The sequence below is a fragment of the Niastella soli genome (assembly GCF_017742245.1).
Classification (GTDB): domain Bacteria; phylum Bacteroidota; class Bacteroidia; order Chitinophagales; family Chitinophagaceae; genus Niastella; species Niastella soli.
In genome coordinates, this window is record NZ_JAGHKO010000001.1 from 2,691,257 (window position 1) to 2,710,774 (window position 19,518).

Below are 19,518 nucleotides of genomic sequence, written 5' to 3' on the forward strand. Positions count from 1 at the left end.
CAGGTTTTGTTTTCTGATAAGAGGAAGTATGTTGTTTCCAATATTTATTGTATTTTGGAATGTTTAACGTATTTGTTCACCCTATTTTGACCTTAAAAACTTAACCAAATGCAAGTTGATCAAAACCCTACCCTAGATTTACTGGCCGATGAAGTCTATTATGAAAGAGCCAGCACCGGAAAGCGTTTCGCTAATTATATAATTGATCTTATCGTTTTCTATTTGTTTGTGATGGCCATTTTTATGGTTATTTTGATGGTATCACCACCCACATTTACTTCAATGACAAGTGATGATAGTGGTACGGATGTCCTCGACAGGCTCATGTCAATTTTCTTCTACGCCATATTTATGTCTATAGTAGAAGGGTTACTCAAAGGAAAGTCTGTTGGTAAATATATTACCAAAACAAGAGCGGTTTATCTGGACGGTAGCCGGATCTCTGTCGGCACAGCTATTGGCCGGGGTTTTAGCCGGGCCGTTCCCCTTTGTGTATTTAGTGCTTTCGGTGACCCCTGTAACCCCTGGCAAGACAGGTGGACCAATACCATGGTTATTAATGATGTAAAGTTATAACGCGACATTTTTTTGAAACCATACTTACTTTGCCCGCCAACTGCAGTTGGTGGGCTTTTTTTTTGGCCTTGAATGTTTAAGAAGTATTTTTAAAGACTAACAGTGATCCCTTTACCTAATTTTTTTAAACAGGTATTAAGCGTTGTTGAATCTATTGTCAGCTTCCTGTAGCAGTCTTTAGGTATTATGGCTACCTGACCGGTTTCGAAGGTGGGGGCGGTGGGAAAGAATACTATGCTATCTCCGTTTTCGGCTACATCAATGAGGTAGGCAGGTTTCCAGTAGTCCTGGGTTTTAACCAGACAGGTTTCAAATATAATTTCTGGTTCTTTGGGCGCCTCACCGATCTTTTTTTGCGTTTCTTTTTTCAGATCAGTATAACCCGGAATAAAGCCAGCCAGTTTAGTATCGATCCACTCACTCATTCTTTTGAAAAAGGTAAGCCTCACCAGGAAGCCTGCGATCAAACACAGCAGGAATAATAAGACAAGAGCCACCAGCACATTTCCACCCGGTCCCATCAATGCATCGATGAAGAGGAGTTTTGCCACTTTTGCTGAAACGGTCATGATTCTGTCCCAGAATTTATTGATCAGGGCTACAGCAACCAGCACCGGCATCAAAAAAATAAAACCGGTAATGATATGACGACGGATAACTCTATATATTCTTCTCATATCTATTTTATTACGAACCCTGACAAATTTGAACATTTCCGATTTCTTTTTACGGCCGGCCCCTGATTTAACCGTAAAATATTTCACTCAAAAAGAGTATTTATGGCTAAAAGCAGCTAATAACACTAAGAGGTGTTTTACGGTGAAATAACAGCAGGTGATCGCTATCCGGCAATAATTGAGTTATTTTAATTCAAACAGTTGTTATGATCAAACCTCTTTTTCTCACCGCTTTTTTTACTGCATTTATATTGGCTGGTTTTGCCCAGACCTCAGATGATGAAGCTGTCGCGATCATCAATTTACTGGGCGTTCAAAAAAAGGAAGCCATCGCCCGGCTGGTGCCTGTTGATGCAAAGGATTCTGCTGCTTTCTGGAAATTGTATGAGGAATACCAGAAAAAAAATGCCCCTGTTGCAAAGAACAGGTTACAGTTGTATGAAACTACTGCCAGTTCTTATGGTAATATGACAGACGGGATGGCTGATTCCCTTGCAAAAAAATATTTTGAGAACCGGATGGTCCAGGAAAAAAGCCTGGAGGAATATTACAAAAAAATAAAGACGGCCACCAATGCTACTACTGCATTTGAATTTTACCAGGCCGAAGTATACCTGTTGACTTACATGCGGGCACAAATTATGCAACGCATTCCTACCTATGGAGAATTCAAAGCGCAATTAAAGAAGTAGGAATAAAATTGGTTTTGTATGCGTATAAGTATCTTCATTATCGCCATGTGGTGGTTCATTGGCTGCCAAAACGCGCCCCAAAAACCTATTGCATATTCAAGTGATTCAATACAGGTTGTAACAACTTATGCTGAACATCCACAAACAGCCGATAAAATATTAGCCAAATTAAAAGCAGGGAATACAAACTTTGTGAGTAAGTTTTCTTTTGTCAATGTTCACTCCGACAGTTCCTATAACTATTACGATCAGATTGTAAAAACGGGAAATGAACAGCACCCTATAGCGGCTGTTCTTACTTGCATGGATTCCCGGGTGCCACCTGAGATCATTTTTGACCAGGGCATTGGGAACCTGTTTGTGCTACGGGTTGCTGGCAATATCCAGGATGATGATATTCTGGGAAGCATAGAATATGCCGTTGCTGAGAAAGGGGTAAATCTAATTGTGGTAATGGGGCATACCAACTGTGGAGCTATCGCCGCCGCCTTTGGCAACGTAGATTCATCAGCAAAAGAATTGTACGAATTGATTGAGCATGTTAAAAGAGCGAAAGTTCCCAACGACAAACCACCTTACGATGCTACTGCAAAAAATAATGTAAAGTTGACCATGGGAGATATTTTACAGCACAGCGGTGCGGTAAAAAGAAAATACGATGACCATGAATTGCTTATAGAAGGAGCATTATACGACGTGAACACAGGTAAAGTTAGCTGGAAAGATCATGGCTGGTAAAGTTTACAACAGCGTTGTATGGAATTGCTTTGCTTCGATCATGGCGTGGTCGCAGGTATAGGTTATTTTATTGATTGTATTGCGAAGGTCACTGGTGCCTGCTTCCACTTCATCAAGCAAAGGGTTCAGTATATCATTCAAACCCATGACCGAAATGGTTGTTTTTAAATTGTGGGCAATCCGCTTCATGGCCTCACTATTACCTTCCCCGAAAGCCTGTTCCAACTGCTGCAGTGCCACCGGTACCGCCTGGAGGAACTTTTGGGTCACTTCCTTTTCATAGCTTTTATTTCCGGCACTTACATCTTCCAGGTAACCGAGTTGAATGTATTGATAATGGTTTGTTTCTACTCCCGATCTGGCAGCTTCCCCATTCACTATAGGTTGAACAGAGGAGGTAAAGCGATTGATGAGTGCACGCAATTGATCCTGTTTTACCGGTTTGGTGATGTAGTCGTTCATACCATAGCTCAAACACTTTTCTTTTTCACCAGGCAGTGCGTGTGCCGTCATGGCAACAATGGGGATAGGTGCTTTCAATTCATTGCGTATTTTTCTGGCAGCGGTATAGCCATCCATCACCGGCATTTGAATATCCATCAGGACCATATTGTACTCATTCGCCTTTAATTTTTCAATGGCTTCCAGCCCATTGTTGGCGATATCGAATTGAATGTTCCAGTTTTTGAAGATATGGCTTAGCAGGCTTTGATTGGCCTCATTGTCTTCCGTGATCAGGATATGGAAATTGGGATGAACATGGTTGGCGAGTGGTACTTCCGAAATGCCCAGGTTATTAGGGATCTGTTGAGTTGAAATGATATAGGGAAGGGCAAGATGAAAAGCGGTACCTGTACCCGGCGCACTTTCCACGCTGATGGTCCCTTTCAGTAGGTCAACCAGGTCTTTTACGATCGATAAGCCCAGTCCTGTGCCGCCGTATTGACGGGTAATGGTATCATCAGCCTGCTGGAAACGGCCAAATATTTGTTTTAGTTTTTGCGGTTCAATACCAATGCCCGTATCACTGATGTCGATATTAAGGATAACCGTATTGCTGACGATCTCTTTTTTTGTGATCTTTAAAGAGATAGATCCCCGCTCAGTGAATTTGATCGCGTTGCTCAACAGGTTATTGATTATTTGTGTGAGCCTTACGGGGTCCCCTTCCAGGATATCTGGTAAAGAACTATCTATAGAGGTGGTTAAAGCGATCCCTTTTGAATGCACCCTTTGTTCCACCATCTGCTCTATGGAATTTACCAGTCCGCGCAGGCTGAAGGGTAGTTTCTCGATCCGCATCATCCCTGCTTCAATTTTTGAAATGTCGAGGATGTCATTCACGATAGTTAGCAGGTTTTCACCGGAACTCTGGATGGTAGAAACAAAATGTTTGGCATCAGCATCCATTTTTTTCTGTCCCAGAAGTTGGGTGAAACCAAGGATGGCATTCATGGGCGTACGTATTTCGTGGCTCATGTTAGCAAGAAAGTTCTCTTTAATGCGCGCTGTTTCCCGCACTTTTCTTTCAGACCTGATCAGTTTCTGGATCATATACAGAATATACCACAAGAGTACGCCTGCTGCCAGTAACACCAATGCAATAAGAATATAACTGAATTCAAGCGCCTTTTTTCCACTGCGTTGAACGGAGTTGGTAATTTTCGACAACTCATCTCTTCTGGCATCGGTTATTTCCCGTACGTTGCTCTCAATGTTGTAGGAGACCCATTCGGGTAAATTTGAATTAATGGTATCTTCAGCTGCTTTTACGCCGTGCCGGTGGTAGGCATGTAGCACGCTATGAAAGAGGTTGATCTTTGTTTGGATGTTGGTGTCGAGCTTGTGAATGAGCGCCACGGTGTGGGAATCACCGGGAATAGACATCAGATAATGCTGAGAGCGCTGTATTTCGTCGAACTCTGAGTGTAATCCGGTTAAATAGCCAGTATCTCCCGATTCGATAAATCCCCGGATCTTTCTTTCAATCACCACTTTGCTTTTCGCGGCATTCAACATATTCTCGGTGATCTTAAATTCACCCATGAGCTCTTTATTGGCCCGAATGAGGGAATTCAGGTGTTTAGTTGAATTATACTCCACATAGATGAGTATAATTGTTCCTATAATGAAGGCGCCGAGAATATAGAATATGATCCTTTTTCCTGACATGATGCTAAATTAATTGTGCCTTGCCAATTGAGAAGCGGGTACTCTGCAAAAAAGGAAAATCGATCGGTAAAAAAGGAAATTCAGGCGATGGCCTATAACACATTCATTCTCTTGTTTAAAGTAGCCCTGTAAGCGTCAGCGACCGGTACTGTTTTTTCATGTACGATCAGTACCCCATCCCGTATAGTATCAATTTTATCGATCGCTACAATAAAAGACCGGTGCACCCGAAGGAATTTTTGTGCCGGCAGGTGATGTTCTACTGCTTTAAGCGAGTTGTGAATGGCATAAAAACGCTGGCTGGTGTGTAGTTTTACATAATCGCCCATAGCCTCCGCAAAAAGAATATCATCCAGTTCAAGTCTTCTCACCACATTGGAATCCCGGATGAATATAAATTCATTGGTATTGATATTGAACTGGTCTTCCTTGCTCTCCAGCAAGTCCCTGGCTTTATCAATGGCCTGAATAAACCGGCTGCTGGTAATGGGTTTTATAAGATAATCGGCCACATTCAATTCAAAGGCATCAACCGCATATTCTCTTTTGGAGGTAGTGAAAATGATCAATGGCCGTTTTGTTCCCAGGTTCCTTATCAGCTCCAGACCCGTCATTCCAGGCATTTCAATATCCAGCAGTATCACATCAACGGCTTCCTCCTGCAACACATTATAAGCCTGCATAGCGTCAATGCATTCTCCTACTACTGTAATGTCTTTTACCCGGCTGGCTAGCTGGATCAGTGTAGCTCTGGCTATTTCATTATCGTCTACGATCAGGACATTCATATCTTAAAGATAAACAATATGGCCGACTTGCAAAAAGCCCCTGTTACCGATCCGTTTGGCTTGTTGAACGACTGGCCCTTTAACCCGCTTTGATCCTGAAGTAAGTTGCACCAGGTTTTACAGTACAATGTTTTGCTAGCAATCAAGCCTACTCAAGTCATCAATAAAAAAACATTAATGAAAAATATATTGTCAGGGATGAAATATCCTTTCGTCACAGGTTTATTTAGTCAATTAATTATTACAAATGCTATGGCACAATCTAATTCAGTAAAAGCAGAAAACGACCCACATATATATCACGACGTTCGGGTATTTCTGAAAGCATTAAACGCAGGTGATGGAAAACCAATGGAACAGATGACCCCGGCGGAAGCCCGCCAGGTGTTGATCGGGGCGCAAAAATCGGTTACGGTTGATTATTCAGGTATTGAAGAAAGCGAGAAGACCGTTACGCAGGATGGCATTACGGTGAAGATCCATATTGTTAAGCCAGCCGGGGCAAAGATCGGTCTGCCTGTGTTTATGTTTTTCCATGGCGGAGGCTGGGTGCTGGGCGATTATCCAACGCACCGCCGTATGGTGCGTGACCTGGTAGTGGAAAGTGGCGCAGCAGCCGTGTTTCCGGATTATACGCCATCACCAGAGGCGCATTATCCGCTAGCCATCGATCAGGCTTATGCAGCTACCAAATGGGTGTCCTTACATGGCTATGAAATTGGCGTGAATGGAAGCAAGCTGGCAGTAGCCGGAAATAGTGTAGGGGGTAATATGGCGGCGGTGGTATCGTTGATGGCAAAAGATAAAAAGGGGCCTGAGATAAAATACCAGGCGCTGTTATGGCCTGTGACAAATGCCAATTTCGAAACCGGTTCCTATAACGCTTACGCAGATGGTCGGTTCCTTACTAAAAATATGATGATCTGGTTCTGGGATAATTATACAACCGATATAAACCAGCGAAACCTGATCTATGCTTCTCCATTGAAAGCAAGCTCCGAACAGTTGAAAGGGTTACCCCCTGCATTGGTCCAAACAGCAGAGAACGATGTGTTGCGGGATGAAGGCGAGGCCTATGGACATAAACTGGATGAAGCAGGGGTGAAGGTGACCATAACCCGTTACGATGGCGTAATACACGACTGGGGTTTGTTGAACCCGCTCGCCACCCTGCCGGCTACCCGTTCGGCGATGTTACAGGCAGCTACTGAATTGAAAAACGCACTTAAATAAAAAAATGATCATGAAAGCGAATATTGGTATAAATGAAGTCAACACGTCAGAAGTGGCCCATGAGTTAAGCAAGTTACTGGCAGATGAATTTGTTCTTTATACAAAGGCAAGGAATGCCCACTGGAATGTAGAGGGGCCTGATTTTATTAACAAGCATTTGTTCTTTGAAACCCAGTACAACGAGTTGCAGGATATTGTAGATGATGTAGCAGAACGAATACGGCAATTGGGGCATTACGCGCCGGCAACGCTGGGTGCTTACCTGGAACTGACAGAATTAACTGAGATCTTCAGGCAACGCAACGATGGAGAGGGATTTATAAAGGAAATGCTCGAAGATCATGATCACATCATTATAAAGCTGCGTAAACACATCGATGTATTTGCCAACGAGTATTACGACGAGGGGACCAGCGATTTTATTACCGGGTTAATGAGAACGCATGAGAAGATGGCCTGGTTCTTACGCGCGCATCTGAAGTAGGTGATAGGTGAAATAGGAATGGGTTAAGTGTGATAGAAGCAAGGGTCACATGAGCAGGGCAACACCCCTTGTAGCCCAACCTGCCCTCCCGACTTGTCGGGAGGGCTTTTTTATTTAAAATAGCCAGATAGTACAGGACAATTTTTCATACATAGGAGCTAGTTTTACGGCGATAGCTAATCTATTGCCATATGATGAATTACAGATCACTCTTTTTTAATATTTCTGTTCTTTTCGTTGTTACTGCATCGTTTAATGCAGCTGCCCAGGAAATGCCCGTGACTTTAAAGCCAGTTACTTTTAATGTAAAGCCGTCACAAGGCTATACGTTCCGGTTAATGAACCCCTGCTATCCGTTTACCGGTAGTAAAAATGCCATCATCCGTTTGGCCCCGGCGCTCACGGAGTTAACAGGTGTCAGAAGCAATGATGCCTCCAATGCGGTTCAACTGAAATTCCCCTCCTCCGTAAACGTACTTATTGCCCTTCCCCAGGGGCTGCAATTACATACTGCAAATACCCAGCTGGTAATTGATAGTGCTTTCACCGTTACCGGACTGCCGCCTTATTCTTTATATAAAGTCCCTTACAAAAAAGGATGGCAAAATGTGAGCTATGAAAGTAAAGAAGGATTTATTGCCGGCGTTATTGGCGCCGATCAACAGCTTTCCATGCAAAGCGCCCATCTTCCTGACGGCCGGCTCTGGCGTCCTTATATCACAGATGGACTAACTGATGGCCACCGGCTTTTTGAGATCATTGGCGGGCCCGACAAACCCGTTATTGATGAAGGTATGCCGGGTACTGAAGGCGTACAGGGTGGTTTTGAAGGGGGTACCTGTGTGAAAGTGGGAAATACCTACCATATGTTCCCTACAGAACGCGCCGGTGAAATAGGCGTGGAACCTTATTATGATCGTGTTAAAACCCGGATAGGTCATTGGGAAAGCCCTGATGCCATTCATTGGAAACGGGTAGGCACCATCTATCAGGCAAGTGGTAAATATGCTATTGCCGAAGAAGATAACCCAATGAACGACCGGCGCGGTGCTATTTGGTCGTACAACGCGGTGTTTAATGAAAAAGAAGACCGGTGGTATGGTTATTACCTGGCGTATACAGTAGATCGAAACATACAACCCAATCATTCCTTTGGCCGCATCTGGTGCACAAAATCTCAGACAAAGGGAATGGAAGGCATTGGTGGTCCTTACGATGAAGGACAGCTGATCATGGAGCCAGGTCTTGATGCACAACCCTGGGAGGGCCGGCAGGGCGTGGCTTCCTTTTATCCTTATCCGGTACAGGATGGCTGGCTGGGTTTTTATGCCGGCGCTTACCCATTTAAAACCTGGGCCGATTATCCTAAGAAGACTGGCACTGGCTGGTTTATCGGATTGGCAAAATCAGCTTCCATGGATGGTCCGTGGAAACGGTTGGATACTACAGTTAATCCGGTTAAAAGTATCAATCCCGAGTTTGTTGAAAATCCCATTGTATATAAATTGCAAAACGGCGCATATATAACTGTGTTTGATGGTGGGCCCGATGGTGGTGCACATCATTTCCCCAATATGATCGGCTACACACTTTCAAAAGATGGGATACACTGGAGCGAAGCCCGTTACATTCCCCTGCACACCAAAGTAAAACGCTGGTGGAGTACCATGCGCACGCCGTTATGCCTGCTCCCTGAAGGCGACAATGTTTATACGATCGTATATGCGGCTTACAACCAGCCCAACAAACGGTTCCGTCCTATGGGTATGGTAAAGGTGAAGATGGACCCTGCAGTGTTAGAAGAGCTGTTGAAGGGGTTGTAGAAGAGTGGGTAATGAATTTTATAGTGAGGGACCCAAGGAAGGATAAAAAAAGTCAGGAAGCCAAGGAATTCATTGAAAAAAACGGTTTCCCTGATGTTCTTTTAAAAATAAAAGAAGCCATGTATGGCAAGAAATAGTGGTCGTCTCTAAAAGTTTTTTCGGCTGCGTCATGCAGCCAATAAAAGGATATATAGTTTCAAAAGTGCTTGTTATACAAAAGCCTGCCACTCAACGATGGCAGGCTTTTGTATTTATAGTATCCCATACTAATGCAATGTATGCAAGTGGTATGGAAAAAAGATATTTAATGTATATTATGCATTATCAATCATTCGAATGGGTTTTTTAAGCCGGTAGAATTTGAGTATCAAAATATACAGCCTTACTCCATTTATAACCACTCCCAATGGTAATATAAAAAAGGTCAAAATAGTGAGAAGCATATATCCTCTGAATGAGAAGGATATGAATGAATAGAGTAGTGCGTCAAGACCTCTTATTCCCAGATAGAGCGCCCACAACATATGTATAGAAAACAAGCCCAATAAAAGAGTACTGAACCCGTTTGGAACAATGGCAGTGGGATCCACCTCTAACAAACTTTCTTCATCGTTATCGCGGAAGAAGACTATTTTATTTTTTAAGGTTACAAAAAGATAAAGCAGGGTACTGTAAATCGCAAAGGAGGCCCAGATCTGCCAATCAGTATATCCACCGTTAATCATGGAAAAAATGCCAAATAACGACCACACGGCAAATAATAGTTCAAAAAAAATGAGCCAATTGCAAACACCTGAAAGGGTTAGTAGGATTTTCTTCATAGGGTAGTTTATTTGCGACTAAAGTAGTAAAACATTTTAATTATTCATAAATACCCGGAATTTTCAGCTTTTTAGGATATAACACTTGTCAGCTGTTAACAACTGGCAGCTGTTTCTTTGTCCTATTCATTAATGTTTGAAACTGCTCAACAAAAAGCCCTACGTGGTAGCCATCCACCAGTGCATGATGAACATGTATCGATACCGGCAGAAACTTATTCCCATTTTCCTCCGTGATCTTTCCAAAGGTGATTTTCGGACTGCTATCTGCAAACGAAAAGCACCGCGCATGGGAAACCGAGGTGAAGTTTAGCCAGGGCAGGGCGGAGAAATGAATAACGTTTTCTCCTGATACCGCCGGGGTTAATCCGCTCGCCAGTTTCTCTGCTTCAACTATCTGGGTGGCGTTGGCATAAAAAACATCTTCATTGTCGCTATAATCTATGTAAGAAAACCCAAAAGTTCCATCTGCGCGATGAACGGTAGGCGAGGCATTGATCTGATCGAACAGATAAACTTCTCCGTTCACAATGCGATACCGGAAATTCTCAATGCTATTGGCCGCTTTTAATGACTGGTACAGGTAATACTGGAAAAAGGAGATCGCATTCTCTTTGGCATAGTGATATGCAGCTGTACAATCTATGGAAACGGTTATTCCAAAAAAGGGTTCTTCAAATTGGGAAAAGAACCTATAATGGTCTTTTCTAACCCAGTTGTTTATATCGATCGGTGTTTTCATGGCTAATCTAAATATTGAATGATGTCAGCAATATTGTTTAATGAAAGCAGGTTGGGGTGTTCCACTTTTTCTTCATGTAATTCGTGTTGCCAGGTAGTATGAAATGGAATGTGTGCGGCAAATGCGTCCAATGCCAGTACTGGCAACACATCTGATTTTACTGAATTGCCCAGCATCAGAAAATTGGCCGGTGAACAATCCAGGTGTTTCAACAGCTTTTGATAATTGGCGACCTTTTTATTGCTCATGATCTCTATGTGATGAAAATAATTCTGCAGGCCTGATTTGTTTAGTTTTCTTTCCTGGTCAAGCAGATCGCCTTTGGTGGCAATAACCAGCCGGTATTTGCCCTGTAACGCATTGAGTGTTTCTTCAACGCCTTCCAGGATCTCGATGGGTTTTTCTAACATGTCATTACCCAGTTCCAGCACCTGGTTGATCAACTGCAGCGGGGCCGTTCCATTCGAAACCCGGGTAATGGTTTCAATCATGCAAAGAATAACTCCTTTTATCCCGTAACCATACAGGTGTAAGTTTTTCATTTCGGTATTAAACAGTTCCTGACGGGCGGCGTCGGGTGGTAAATAACCTGCCAGTAATTCGCAGAAATGGTTTTCCGCTTCCTGAAAGTAAGGTTCATTTATCCAAAGGGTATCATCCGCATCAAAAGCAATGATTTTTATTTGCGTTCTCATAGCTACATTTGTTTATATTTCCAGCTTGCAAAATTCCAGGGTTACTTCAATAATAAAAAGGACATTTGTCCCAACCTGATAATATGCTTCGTACCAATAACGCTTTTTTATCTTTTATAGAACCGCTGTATAATATCCAACAGCATAAGGAAGACATTCTTTTAAAAGAGTATGCCGGGGAGCAATTATTGTTGCAGCAGGGGGAAAAGCCTGCCAAAGTGTTGCTGCTAAAAGAGGGCATCACCAAATGTTATTTTAATGAGGAAGACGACCGTAAGTTTATTGTCGAATTCCTGGGCAGGGGAGAGATCATGGGCGAAATTGAGGTTATAAAGGATAGTCCCTGTTTATGTAATATAAAGGCATTAACACCGGTGAAAGTATATGCTATTTCCATCTCTTATTTTAAATCGTTGCTGGAAAAAGACCTGACGTTTAATAAAATATTACTGGAATCTTTTGCCGAACGCATCAGCAACACGGCCACCCGTGCCTCCTTTCAGCAGTTACATACCGTAGAGCATACGTTAGGTAAATTGCTGGAATTACAGCAAATGCAGGGGCTTGAGATCTCCAAGGAAGATATGGCGGCTTACCTGGGTATTACCATCCGCAGCCTGAACCGGACGTTGCAAAAATTGAAGGCATAATGGCCCTTCCCGGTTACACACTTATCTGCCAAATCTGCACGGTTATTGGCTAAAATGACACGTTGGTAAGGTTTTTCAACGGTTATAAATGACCGATATTAATTTTGTTAGTATTCAATAAACCATTCCCATGCTAACGAATCCTTTCCCATCTTTCATTATTTGCCTGTTGCTCATACTAGGCTATTCCTGTAAAAAAGACGCTAAAGGTCCTGATCCCATCTTGAACATCAGCCGTACCGATATAGAGGTAGGCAATGATGTCGGCTATACCGATACGGTGGTCATTCAATCAAATATCGATTGGAAAGTAAATGTGTCCGATACCTGGTTATCAGTTGATCCATTAACAAATGCGACAGGCGATACTACGATTCTCACCATAAAAATTATTGCCGCTAATATAACAGGTGCTCAAACGGCTACGGTTACTATTACCCCGGTAGGTTGGAATGGGCAAAACCGGCAGATAAACATTACACGAAAAGCATACGGCCTGGCGTGGCAAAAATGTTACGGTGGATCAGAAATTGAGGATATATACTCAACGACTATATTTCCCAATGGCCAGTTTGTTTCAACAGGTTATTCGAACAGTACCGATGGCGACGCATCGGGAAATATGGGCGAGATGAGTGGCTGGACATTCCGTGCGACGAGCGATGGCAACCTGCTTTGGCAAAGAAAAATTAATCAAATAGGTGTAGGATACAGGTCGATAGCGGCTTCACCCGATGGGGGAGCGGTAGGTTTAGGAAATCTCAACGCTGCAAACCAGTTCCTTGATCTTGATGTAATAAAATATGACGCAGCTGGAAATGTGATGTGGAATAATAAATATGGTGGGGAATCCCACGATTTCGCACGGGCCATAATCAGTACTCCGGATGGTGGATGCCTTGCTTCCGGAAATACCTATAGCAAGACCGGTGATTTTATAAGCAATCGGGGTGGCTCGGACTTATTGGTTGTAAAATTCAATGCCAATGGTGGCGTTGTTTGGACCAAAACTTTTGGTGGTGCCGGAGATGAGTATATTGCTACAACCGCTGTTAGTTCAGATGGCGGTTATGTAATAGTGGGGTATACCTCAAGCAATAATAGTGGGGATGTGGGTGCTAATCATGGTGATCAGGACCTGCTGGTCTTAAAAATAGATGCCAATGGAAATAAGGTCTGGAGTAAGACTATCGGCGGTTCCCGCCTGGAGTTATCTTCATCTATTATTGGCGACACCGATGGTGGCTGCATTGTAATGGGGCAAACAAACAGTGTGGATGGAGATGTGGTTGGGCGTTCAGGTTCCAACAATGATATGTGGGTAGTGAAGCTCACCAATGATGGTCAAATTGGTTGGCAAGCCTGTCTGGGTGGATCGAAAGATGATATTGGAAACAGCATGGTGCGTTTGCCCAACGGCAATATTGCCATTTCAAGCACCTCCAACAGCACCGATCGCGGCATAACCGGAAACCATGGGTCCACCGATATTTGGGTAGTTGTATTAAACAACAGTGGTAAAACTTTATGGCAAAAAACATTTGGCAGCTCGGCGTATGATGGCAATTGTGGTATAGCAGCCTGGGCTGATGGATCAATGCTCGTTACGAATACTGCTAATGCAAATGATGGTGATGTAAGCGGCAATCATGGAAAGAGTGATACCTGGATCTTTAAACTGCAATAAATTATTTTAATCTTCAAACAGCCCCGGCCCACCACCGGGGACTTTTTTTATTACGCAAACGTTAGCGTAACATTCTTCCTGGCAACGGATTCATTCTATATATATTTGTTTCTTGCACATTACAAAATATGAAAGGAAGAAAATATCCCTATGCTGCCTTGCTTGCCCTGCTTGGTGTAGTCTCATTCAAACCCCTTACTACAATTTATAAGGACGGTTGGATAGACCTGAATAAAAACGGTAAGAAAGACATTTATGAAGATCCCAAACAGTCGGTAAACGCCCGCACTACCGACCTGTTATCGAAAATGACGCTGGAAGAAAAGACCTGTCAGATGGCTACCCTCTATGGCTGGCACCGGGTTTTGAAAGATTCGTTACCAACTCCTGAATGGAAGAATGCTATCTGGAAAGATGGTATTGCCAATATAGATGAACACCTGAACGGTTTTGCCGGTTGGGGCAAAACAAAGCCGGTTGAACTGGTAACCAATATGGAAAAGCACGTATGGGCCATGAACGAGACCCAGCGTTTCTTTATAGAACAAACCCGCCTCGGTATTCCCGCCGATTTCACCAATGAAGGCATTCGTGGCATTGAAGCATACGAAGCCACTGGTTTTCCTACCGCCCTCAATATGGGTATGACCTGGAATAAAGAGCTGGTACACCAGGAAGGTATTATTACCGGGCGCGAAGCCCGTGCATTGGGTTACACAAATGTGTACGCGCCCATTCTGGATGTAGCACGTGACCAACGCTGGGGCCGGCTGGAAGAATCTTTTGGTGAAGACCCTTACCTGGTAGCCTGCATGGGCATAGCCATGGCAAAAGGTATTCAACAGGATGGTCTGGTAGCATCAACTGCCAAGCATTTTGCGGTGTACAGTGCTAATAAAGGGGCCCGGGAAGGACAAGCCCGCACCGACCCGCAAGTGGCGCCGCGTGAAGTGGAAAACCTGTTGTTGTATCCCTTTAAAAAAGTAATAAAAGAAGCGGGCATCATGGGGATCATGAGCTCATACAACGATTATGATGGTATTCCCGTTTCCGGCAGTAACTACTGGCTGATCCAGCGTCTGCGTATTGAAATGGGTTTTACCGGTTATGTGGTGAGTGACAGCGATGCGCTCGAGTACCTGAGCACCAAACACCATGTGGCTGCCAATTTAAAAGAAGCCGTTTACCAGGCCTTCATGGCTGGCATGAACGTGCGCACTACTTTCCGTACGCCCGATAGTATTATTATTTATCTGCGTCAACTGGTGAAAGAAGGCCGCATTCCCATGGATACCATCAACCATCGGGTGGCTGATGTATTGCGGGTGAAATTCAAGCTGGGTTTATTTGATCATCCATATGTAGAAAGCGCCGCAGAAACCCGCAAATTAGTGAACAGCGAAGCCAGCCAGCAGATAGCACTACAGGCCTCACGCGAAAGCGTTGTGATGCTGAAAAACGGTAATAATATTCTCCCCCTCTCAAAAGGATTGGAAAAAGTAGCGGTGATTGGTCCCAATGCCACCGATGACGATTATGCGCATACGCATTATGGGCCTTTGGGTTCTCCCAGTGTAAATGTGTTACAGGGCATTCAGGCAAAACTGGGCGCCGATAAAGTCCTATATGCAAAAGGCGCCGACCTGGTTGACAAACGCTGGCCGGAAAGTGAAATCCTGCCTGAGCCATTGGATGCAAAAGAACAGGCTATGCTTGACTCGGCTGTACAAATTGCCAAACAGGCACAGCTTGCAGTTGTCGTTTTAGGGGGGAATACCCAAACCGCTGGTGAAAACAAAAGCCGCACCAGTCTTGATTTGCCTGGTCATCAGTTAGAACTGGTGAAAGCGATCAAAGCAACCGGCAAACCAGTAGTGGTGGTATTGCTCGGCACACAACCTATGAGTATTAACTGGATCGACAAATACATCGATGGCATCGTTTACGCAGGTTACCCCGGCGTAAAAGGCGGTACGGCCATCGCTGATGTGTTGTTTGGTGATTATAATCCTGGTGGCAAGCTTACGCTTACCTGGCCAAAATCGGTTGGACAAATACCCCTGAATTTCCCCAGCAAGCCTGGCGCACAATCAGATCAGGGCGAAGGGGCAAAAATTAAAGGGCTTTTATATCCCTTTGGTTTTGGCTTAAGTTATACCAGCTTTGGCTATAACAATTTGAAAATAAATACTGGCAAAACAGCTGCTGATCCCATTACCGTAACGGTTGAGGTTACCAATACCGGCAAACTGGCTGGTGATGAAGTAGTGCAATGTTATATTCGGGATGTACTGAGCTCGGTAACAACGTACGAAAAATTATTGAAAGGTTTTGACCGCGTGCATCTGCAAGCAGGTGAAACCAAAACGCTTTCCTTCAGCATTCCCCGTGAAGAATTGAAATTGTATAACCGTGACATGAAGTTTGTGCTGGAGCCCGGTGAGTTCAGTGTAATGGTAGGTTCTTCTTCAACCGATATAAAACAGAAAGAAAGCTTCTTCATAAAATAAGTAAATGGGTAGTAAGTACAAATGGGCCCCTATGGGCCCATTTGCTTTTTATGCATTTATTTATTGGATCTTCTCGGGAACCGGGTCGTTATACTGTTTTTTAAGCTCCTGCAGTTTTTGTTTTAGCTGACCCTGTACTTTACTATAAGCAGCATCGTTGTAAACGTTGTGCATTTCTGAACTATCTTTTTGCAGATCATACAACTCCCATTCATTCTTTTCGTAAAAATAGATCAGTTTGTACCTGTCTGTCCGCACGCCAATGTGTTTGGCCACTTTGTGCTCCTGGTTCTCATAAAAATGATAATACAGCGCATCGTGAACATTTCCTTTTTGCTTACCTTTTAATAAGGGTACGAAACTTTTTCCCTGCATGTCCCCGGGAATGGGCAGACCGGCCATATCCAGGATGGTTTCGGCAAGATCTACATTCTGTACCATGCTTTCCGTAACTGTTTTTTTATTGGTAACCCCGGGCCATTTTACAATAAGTGGTGTACGGAAAGATTCCTCATACATCCATCGCTTATCAAACCAGCCATGCTCTCCCAGAAAGAATCCCTGGTCGGAGGTATAAATAATGATGGTGTTTTTATCGAGGCCGTTGGCTTTCAGGTATTCCATCAACCGGCCAACATTGTCATCAACGCTTTGCACACACCGCAGGTAATCTTTCATATAGTGCTGGTATTTCCAGAGCGCCAATTCCTTACCGGAAAGATTTGCTTTATAAAATGCATCGTTGGAAGGTTTGTAGGCTTCCTCCCATTTCTTTTTTTCTTCGGGTGTTAAACGATCATACATGTTCTGCCAGATTGCATTATAACCCTGTTGCTTTTCTTTAGGCAGATCAAAGGCCAGTTTGAGGTCATAGGTGTCTTTCATATGCCTGGCAATCTCCATTTCCTGTTCGTGGGCAGCACTTGTCCGGGTACTGTAATCATCAAAGAAGTTGGCGGGAATCGGGAATTGTATGCTGTCGAACAGGTGATAATATTTGGGCTCGGGCATCCAGTTGCGGTGCGGTGCTTTTTGCTGGTACATAAGAAAGAAAGGTTTGCTTTTATCCCGTTGGTCCAGCCATTTGATGGTAAAATCAGTCACCAGGTTGGTTGAATATCCTTCCACCCTTTTACGCACGCCATTCTCAATAAAATCAGGATTGTAATAATCGCCTTGTCCGGGATGAATATTCCAGTAATCAAACCCCTGCGGGTCAGAGACCAGATGCCACTTTCCTATAACAGCCGTGGTATAACCGCTATTGTGTAATAGTTTGGCAACAGTTTGCTGGTTGCCGTCAAACGTACTATGGTTATCGGTAAATCCATTTACATGGCTGAATTTACCGGTAAGCATTACAGCCCGGCTCGGGCCGCAAATGGAGTTGGTAACATAGGCCCTTTTAAACAGCACGCCCTGGTCGGCCAGTTTATCAATATTGGGGGTTTGGTTCAGCCCATATCCATACGCGCTAATGGCCTGATAAGCATGGTCATCGCTCATGATATAAATGATGTTAAGCCGTTTATCTGGCGCCTGGGTATAAGCGCTTTTTATGGCAAACAATTGCAGGATTGCAATCGCACCTATCAGTATATAACGTGCGTATTTATTCATAATCTAAAGATACCTTTTACTTTCATGCGATAGCGCCATCCTGGGACGGGCTTCGGAAACTGTTGTGACGGTCTTCGTAAAATGGTGGGACGAATGGTTATCTCTCCTCGAAAATTCCATTTTAGGTATGACGGTCCGGGGAAAATGGTGTGACGAATGGCCGAAAACGGGGGACGGTTTTTATTTCCTTCACTGTTCCTCCATTGTTCCTTCATGCTGCCCCCAGTGTTCCTATACTGTTCACCCATTGAATCAATGGAGTAAGTGTGGCGCCAAAGTGAAGGAATTGTGGAACCTTTTGGCTGTAACCCAACCGCGTTTTAATCGCATAATATACGGGTTAAAGCCATATTTAACAGGCTTTATGTACGCTACATATTGCACTGTTATACGTTGGGGGTTGCACTGATTAATAAGGAGCCAGTGCAACCCTCATAGTATATCAGTGCAACCCCCAGGGCACTAAATGGCTATCTTTTGGGAATATCACATAACCTAACAATGCCTTTATTGCCACCTTCTTTCGTTTTTTCTTCGAACGTAAATAACCAAAAATTAGGTTTAAATCTAACTTTTACTGATAATCAATTAAATATGCTCAATTGCTGCATTAATCGAAAGTCTTGGGGCGCTTAATATTTTGCTTTTTCTTTTGTTTGTTTTGTTATTTTTTCGATTGTTTTCTTATTTTTGGTTCATAGCCCTCAAAACAAACTATATGCTTCCTAATCAAAGGCGAGAGAAAATACTGGAATTGCTCCGTGAGGATGGTTCGGCAAAAGTGGGTGACCTGGCGCGGATCTTTAAAGTGACCGAAGTAACTATCCGTCAGGACCTTGAGAAACTCGAGAAAGAGGAAATGGTGATCCGGGAACATGGCGGCGCCTACCTGAAAAATATCGAAGACCAGGTAAAAGAGTTTTATGTGGCCCACCAGGAATTGCACATGCAGGCGAAAGAAAAGATCGCCACCAAATGCCTGGAATTTATTGAAAGCGGTGATACCATTATTCTCGATTCCGGTTCAACCGTAACCGAGATAGCGCGGAAACTAAAAGGATTTAGAAACCTGACGGTGATCACCAACGCCCTGAACATTGCCATGTTGCTGGGAACGGAACCGGGCATTGAGGTCGTAATGACCGGCGGGGAATTTAAACCACCCACCTTGTCATTGACGGGGCAAAAAGCTGCCGACTTTTTTAAGGGCATCAATGTGTCGAAGCTCTTTTTAGCAACAGCGGGCATTTCGCTGAAATCGGGATTGACCTATCCCAGCTTAAGCGATATCATAGTAAAGAAAGCCATGATAGAAGCGGCGGAAACCACTTACCTGGTAGCCGATTCTTCCAAAATAGGAAAGAACGCTTTTGCCAGTTTGGGGGCATTGTCGCTTATCAATTACATTATCACCGATGATGGCATAGAAGATAAAGACAGAAAACTGTTTGAAGAACACGAAATAGAACTCATAGTAGCCAGCTGAAAGAAGACCTGTAAGGTGCATCATTTGAGCCAGCACATGTAGTATGCTGCCTTGCATCTGACAGGTCTGATTGAATAGGAAGGCTGATCTGTCAGATCCTGCCCCGATTTATCGGGGGCCGCAT

18 protein-coding genes are annotated in these 19,518 nt (G+C 43.7%); 11 read left to right on the top strand and 7 right to left on the bottom strand.

Annotated features, from left to right (window positions below):
* Positions 1–108: 108 nt before the first annotated feature.
* On the top strand, positions 109–576 hold the full coding sequence (locus tag J7I42_RS11075) for an RDD family protein (RefSeq protein ID WP_209138843.1): 468 nt from the start codon (positions 109–111) through the stop codon (positions 574–576).
* Positions 577–665: 89 nt separating this feature from the next.
* Here J7I42_RS11075 and J7I42_RS11080 read toward each other — a convergent pair whose 3' ends face one another.
* Positions 666–1,253 carry a hypothetical protein gene (locus J7I42_RS11080; protein WP_209138844.1) on the bottom strand — a complete coding sequence of 196 codons (588 nt, stop codon included), beginning with the start codon at positions 1,251–1,253 and terminating at the stop codon, positions 666–668.
* 206 nt (positions 1,254–1,459) lie between these two features.
* Here J7I42_RS11080 and J7I42_RS11085 point away from each other — a divergent pair, with 206 nt between their 5' ends.
* The gene (locus J7I42_RS11085) at positions 1,460–1,945 is read left to right on the top strand and encodes a hypothetical protein (protein WP_209138845.1); all 486 of its coding nucleotides are present in this window, start codon (positions 1,460–1,462) and stop codon (positions 1,943–1,945) included.
* A gap of 18 nt (positions 1,946–1,963) precedes the next feature.
* Positions 1,964–2,683 (top strand): carbonic anhydrase, encoded by a 720-nt coding sequence (locus J7I42_RS35330; RefSeq protein ID WP_209138846.1) that lies wholly within the window; start codon positions 1,964–1,966, stop codon positions 2,681–2,683.
* A gap of 3 nt (positions 2,684–2,686) precedes the next feature.
* Here the strand turns inward: J7I42_RS35330 and J7I42_RS11095 are convergent, their stop codons facing one another.
* A complete protein-coding gene (locus J7I42_RS11095) occupies positions 2,687–4,855 on the bottom strand; it encodes an ATP-binding protein (RefSeq protein ID WP_209138847.1) in 2,169 nt (722 codons plus the stop codon).
* Between the two features lie 92 nt (positions 4,856–4,947).
* Positions 4,948–5,643, bottom strand: coding sequence for a LytR/AlgR family response regulator transcription factor (locus J7I42_RS11100; RefSeq protein WP_209138848.1), 696 nt, complete (start codon positions 5,641–5,643; stop codon positions 4,948–4,950).
* A 177-nt stretch (positions 5,644–5,820) separates the two neighbouring features.
* Here J7I42_RS11100 and J7I42_RS11105 point away from each other — a divergent pair, with 177 nt between their 5' ends.
* The 4 genes from J7I42_RS11105 to J7I42_RS35335 all read left to right on the top strand — a co-directional run bounded on the left by J7I42_RS11105 (position 5,821) and on the right by J7I42_RS35335 (position 9,320).
* The gene (locus J7I42_RS11105) at positions 5,821–6,876 is read left to right on the top strand and encodes an alpha/beta hydrolase (RefSeq protein ID WP_209138849.1); all 1,056 of its coding nucleotides are present in this window, start codon (positions 5,821–5,823) and stop codon (positions 6,874–6,876) included.
* Positions 6,877–6,886: 10 nt separating this feature from the next.
* The gene (locus J7I42_RS11110; protein ID WP_209138850.1) at positions 6,887–7,360 is read left to right on the top strand and encodes a Dps family protein; all 474 of its coding nucleotides are present in this window, start codon (positions 6,887–6,889) and stop codon (positions 7,358–7,360) included.
* Positions 7,361–7,551: 191 nt separating this feature from the next.
* A complete protein-coding gene (locus tag J7I42_RS11115; RefSeq protein WP_209138851.1) occupies positions 7,552–9,183 on the top strand; it encodes a glycoside hydrolase family protein in 1,632 nt (543 codons plus the stop codon).
* Positions 9,184–9,194: 11 nt separating this feature from the next.
* Complete coding sequence (locus J7I42_RS35335; RefSeq protein ID WP_262898105.1) at positions 9,195–9,320, top strand: hypothetical protein; 126 nt, start codon at positions 9,195–9,197, stop codon at positions 9,318–9,320.
* Positions 9,321–9,497: 177 nt separating this feature from the next.
* Here the strand turns inward: J7I42_RS35335 and J7I42_RS11120 are convergent, their stop codons facing one another.
* From J7I42_RS11120 to J7I42_RS11130, 3 genes are all read right to left on the bottom strand, one after another.
* Positions 9,498–10,004 carry a hypothetical protein gene (locus J7I42_RS11120; protein ID WP_209138852.1) on the bottom strand — a complete coding sequence of 169 codons (507 nt, stop codon included), beginning with the start codon at positions 10,002–10,004 and terminating at the stop codon, positions 9,498–9,500.
* 88 nt (positions 10,005–10,092) lie between these two features.
* On the bottom strand, positions 10,093–10,746 hold the full coding sequence (locus J7I42_RS11125; protein ID WP_209138853.1) for a chloramphenicol acetyltransferase: 654 nt from the start codon (positions 10,744–10,746) through the stop codon (positions 10,093–10,095).
* Between the two features lie 2 nt (positions 10,747–10,748).
* Positions 10,749–11,441 (bottom strand): HAD family hydrolase, encoded by a 693-nt coding sequence (locus J7I42_RS11130; RefSeq protein ID WP_209138854.1) that lies wholly within the window; start codon positions 11,439–11,441, stop codon positions 10,749–10,751.
* A gap of 83 nt (positions 11,442–11,524) precedes the next feature.
* Between J7I42_RS11130 and J7I42_RS11135 the strand changes: the two genes are divergently transcribed.
* The 3 genes from J7I42_RS11135 (at position 11,525) to J7I42_RS11145 (ending at position 16,288) form a co-directional block, all read left to right on the top strand.
* A complete protein-coding gene (locus tag J7I42_RS11135) occupies positions 11,525–12,091 on the top strand; it encodes a Crp/Fnr family transcriptional regulator (protein ID WP_209139157.1) in 567 nt (188 codons plus the stop codon).
* A gap of 130 nt (positions 12,092–12,221) precedes the next feature.
* The gene (locus J7I42_RS11140) at positions 12,222–13,778 is read left to right on the top strand and encodes a BACON domain-containing protein (RefSeq protein WP_209138855.1); all 1,557 of its coding nucleotides are present in this window, start codon (positions 12,222–12,224) and stop codon (positions 13,776–13,778) included.
* A gap of 128 nt (positions 13,779–13,906) precedes the next feature.
* On the top strand, positions 13,907–16,288 hold the full coding sequence (locus J7I42_RS11145; RefSeq protein ID WP_209138856.1) for a glycoside hydrolase family 3 N-terminal domain-containing protein: 2,382 nt from the start codon (positions 13,907–13,909) through the stop codon (positions 16,286–16,288).
* Between the two features lie 60 nt (positions 16,289–16,348).
* Here the strand turns inward: J7I42_RS11145 and J7I42_RS11150 are convergent, their stop codons facing one another.
* Entirely contained in the window at positions 16,349–17,908 is a 1,560-nt protein-coding gene (locus J7I42_RS11150) for a sulfatase family protein (RefSeq protein ID WP_209138857.1), read from the bottom strand.
* 718 nt (positions 17,909–18,626) lie between these two features.
* Here J7I42_RS11150 and J7I42_RS11155 point away from each other — a divergent pair.
* Positions 18,627–19,394 carry a DeoR/GlpR family DNA-binding transcription regulator gene (locus tag J7I42_RS11155; RefSeq protein ID WP_209138858.1) on the top strand — a complete coding sequence of 256 codons (768 nt, stop codon included), beginning with the start codon at positions 18,627–18,629 and terminating at the stop codon, positions 19,392–19,394.
* Positions 19,395–19,518 lie beyond the last annotated feature (124 nt).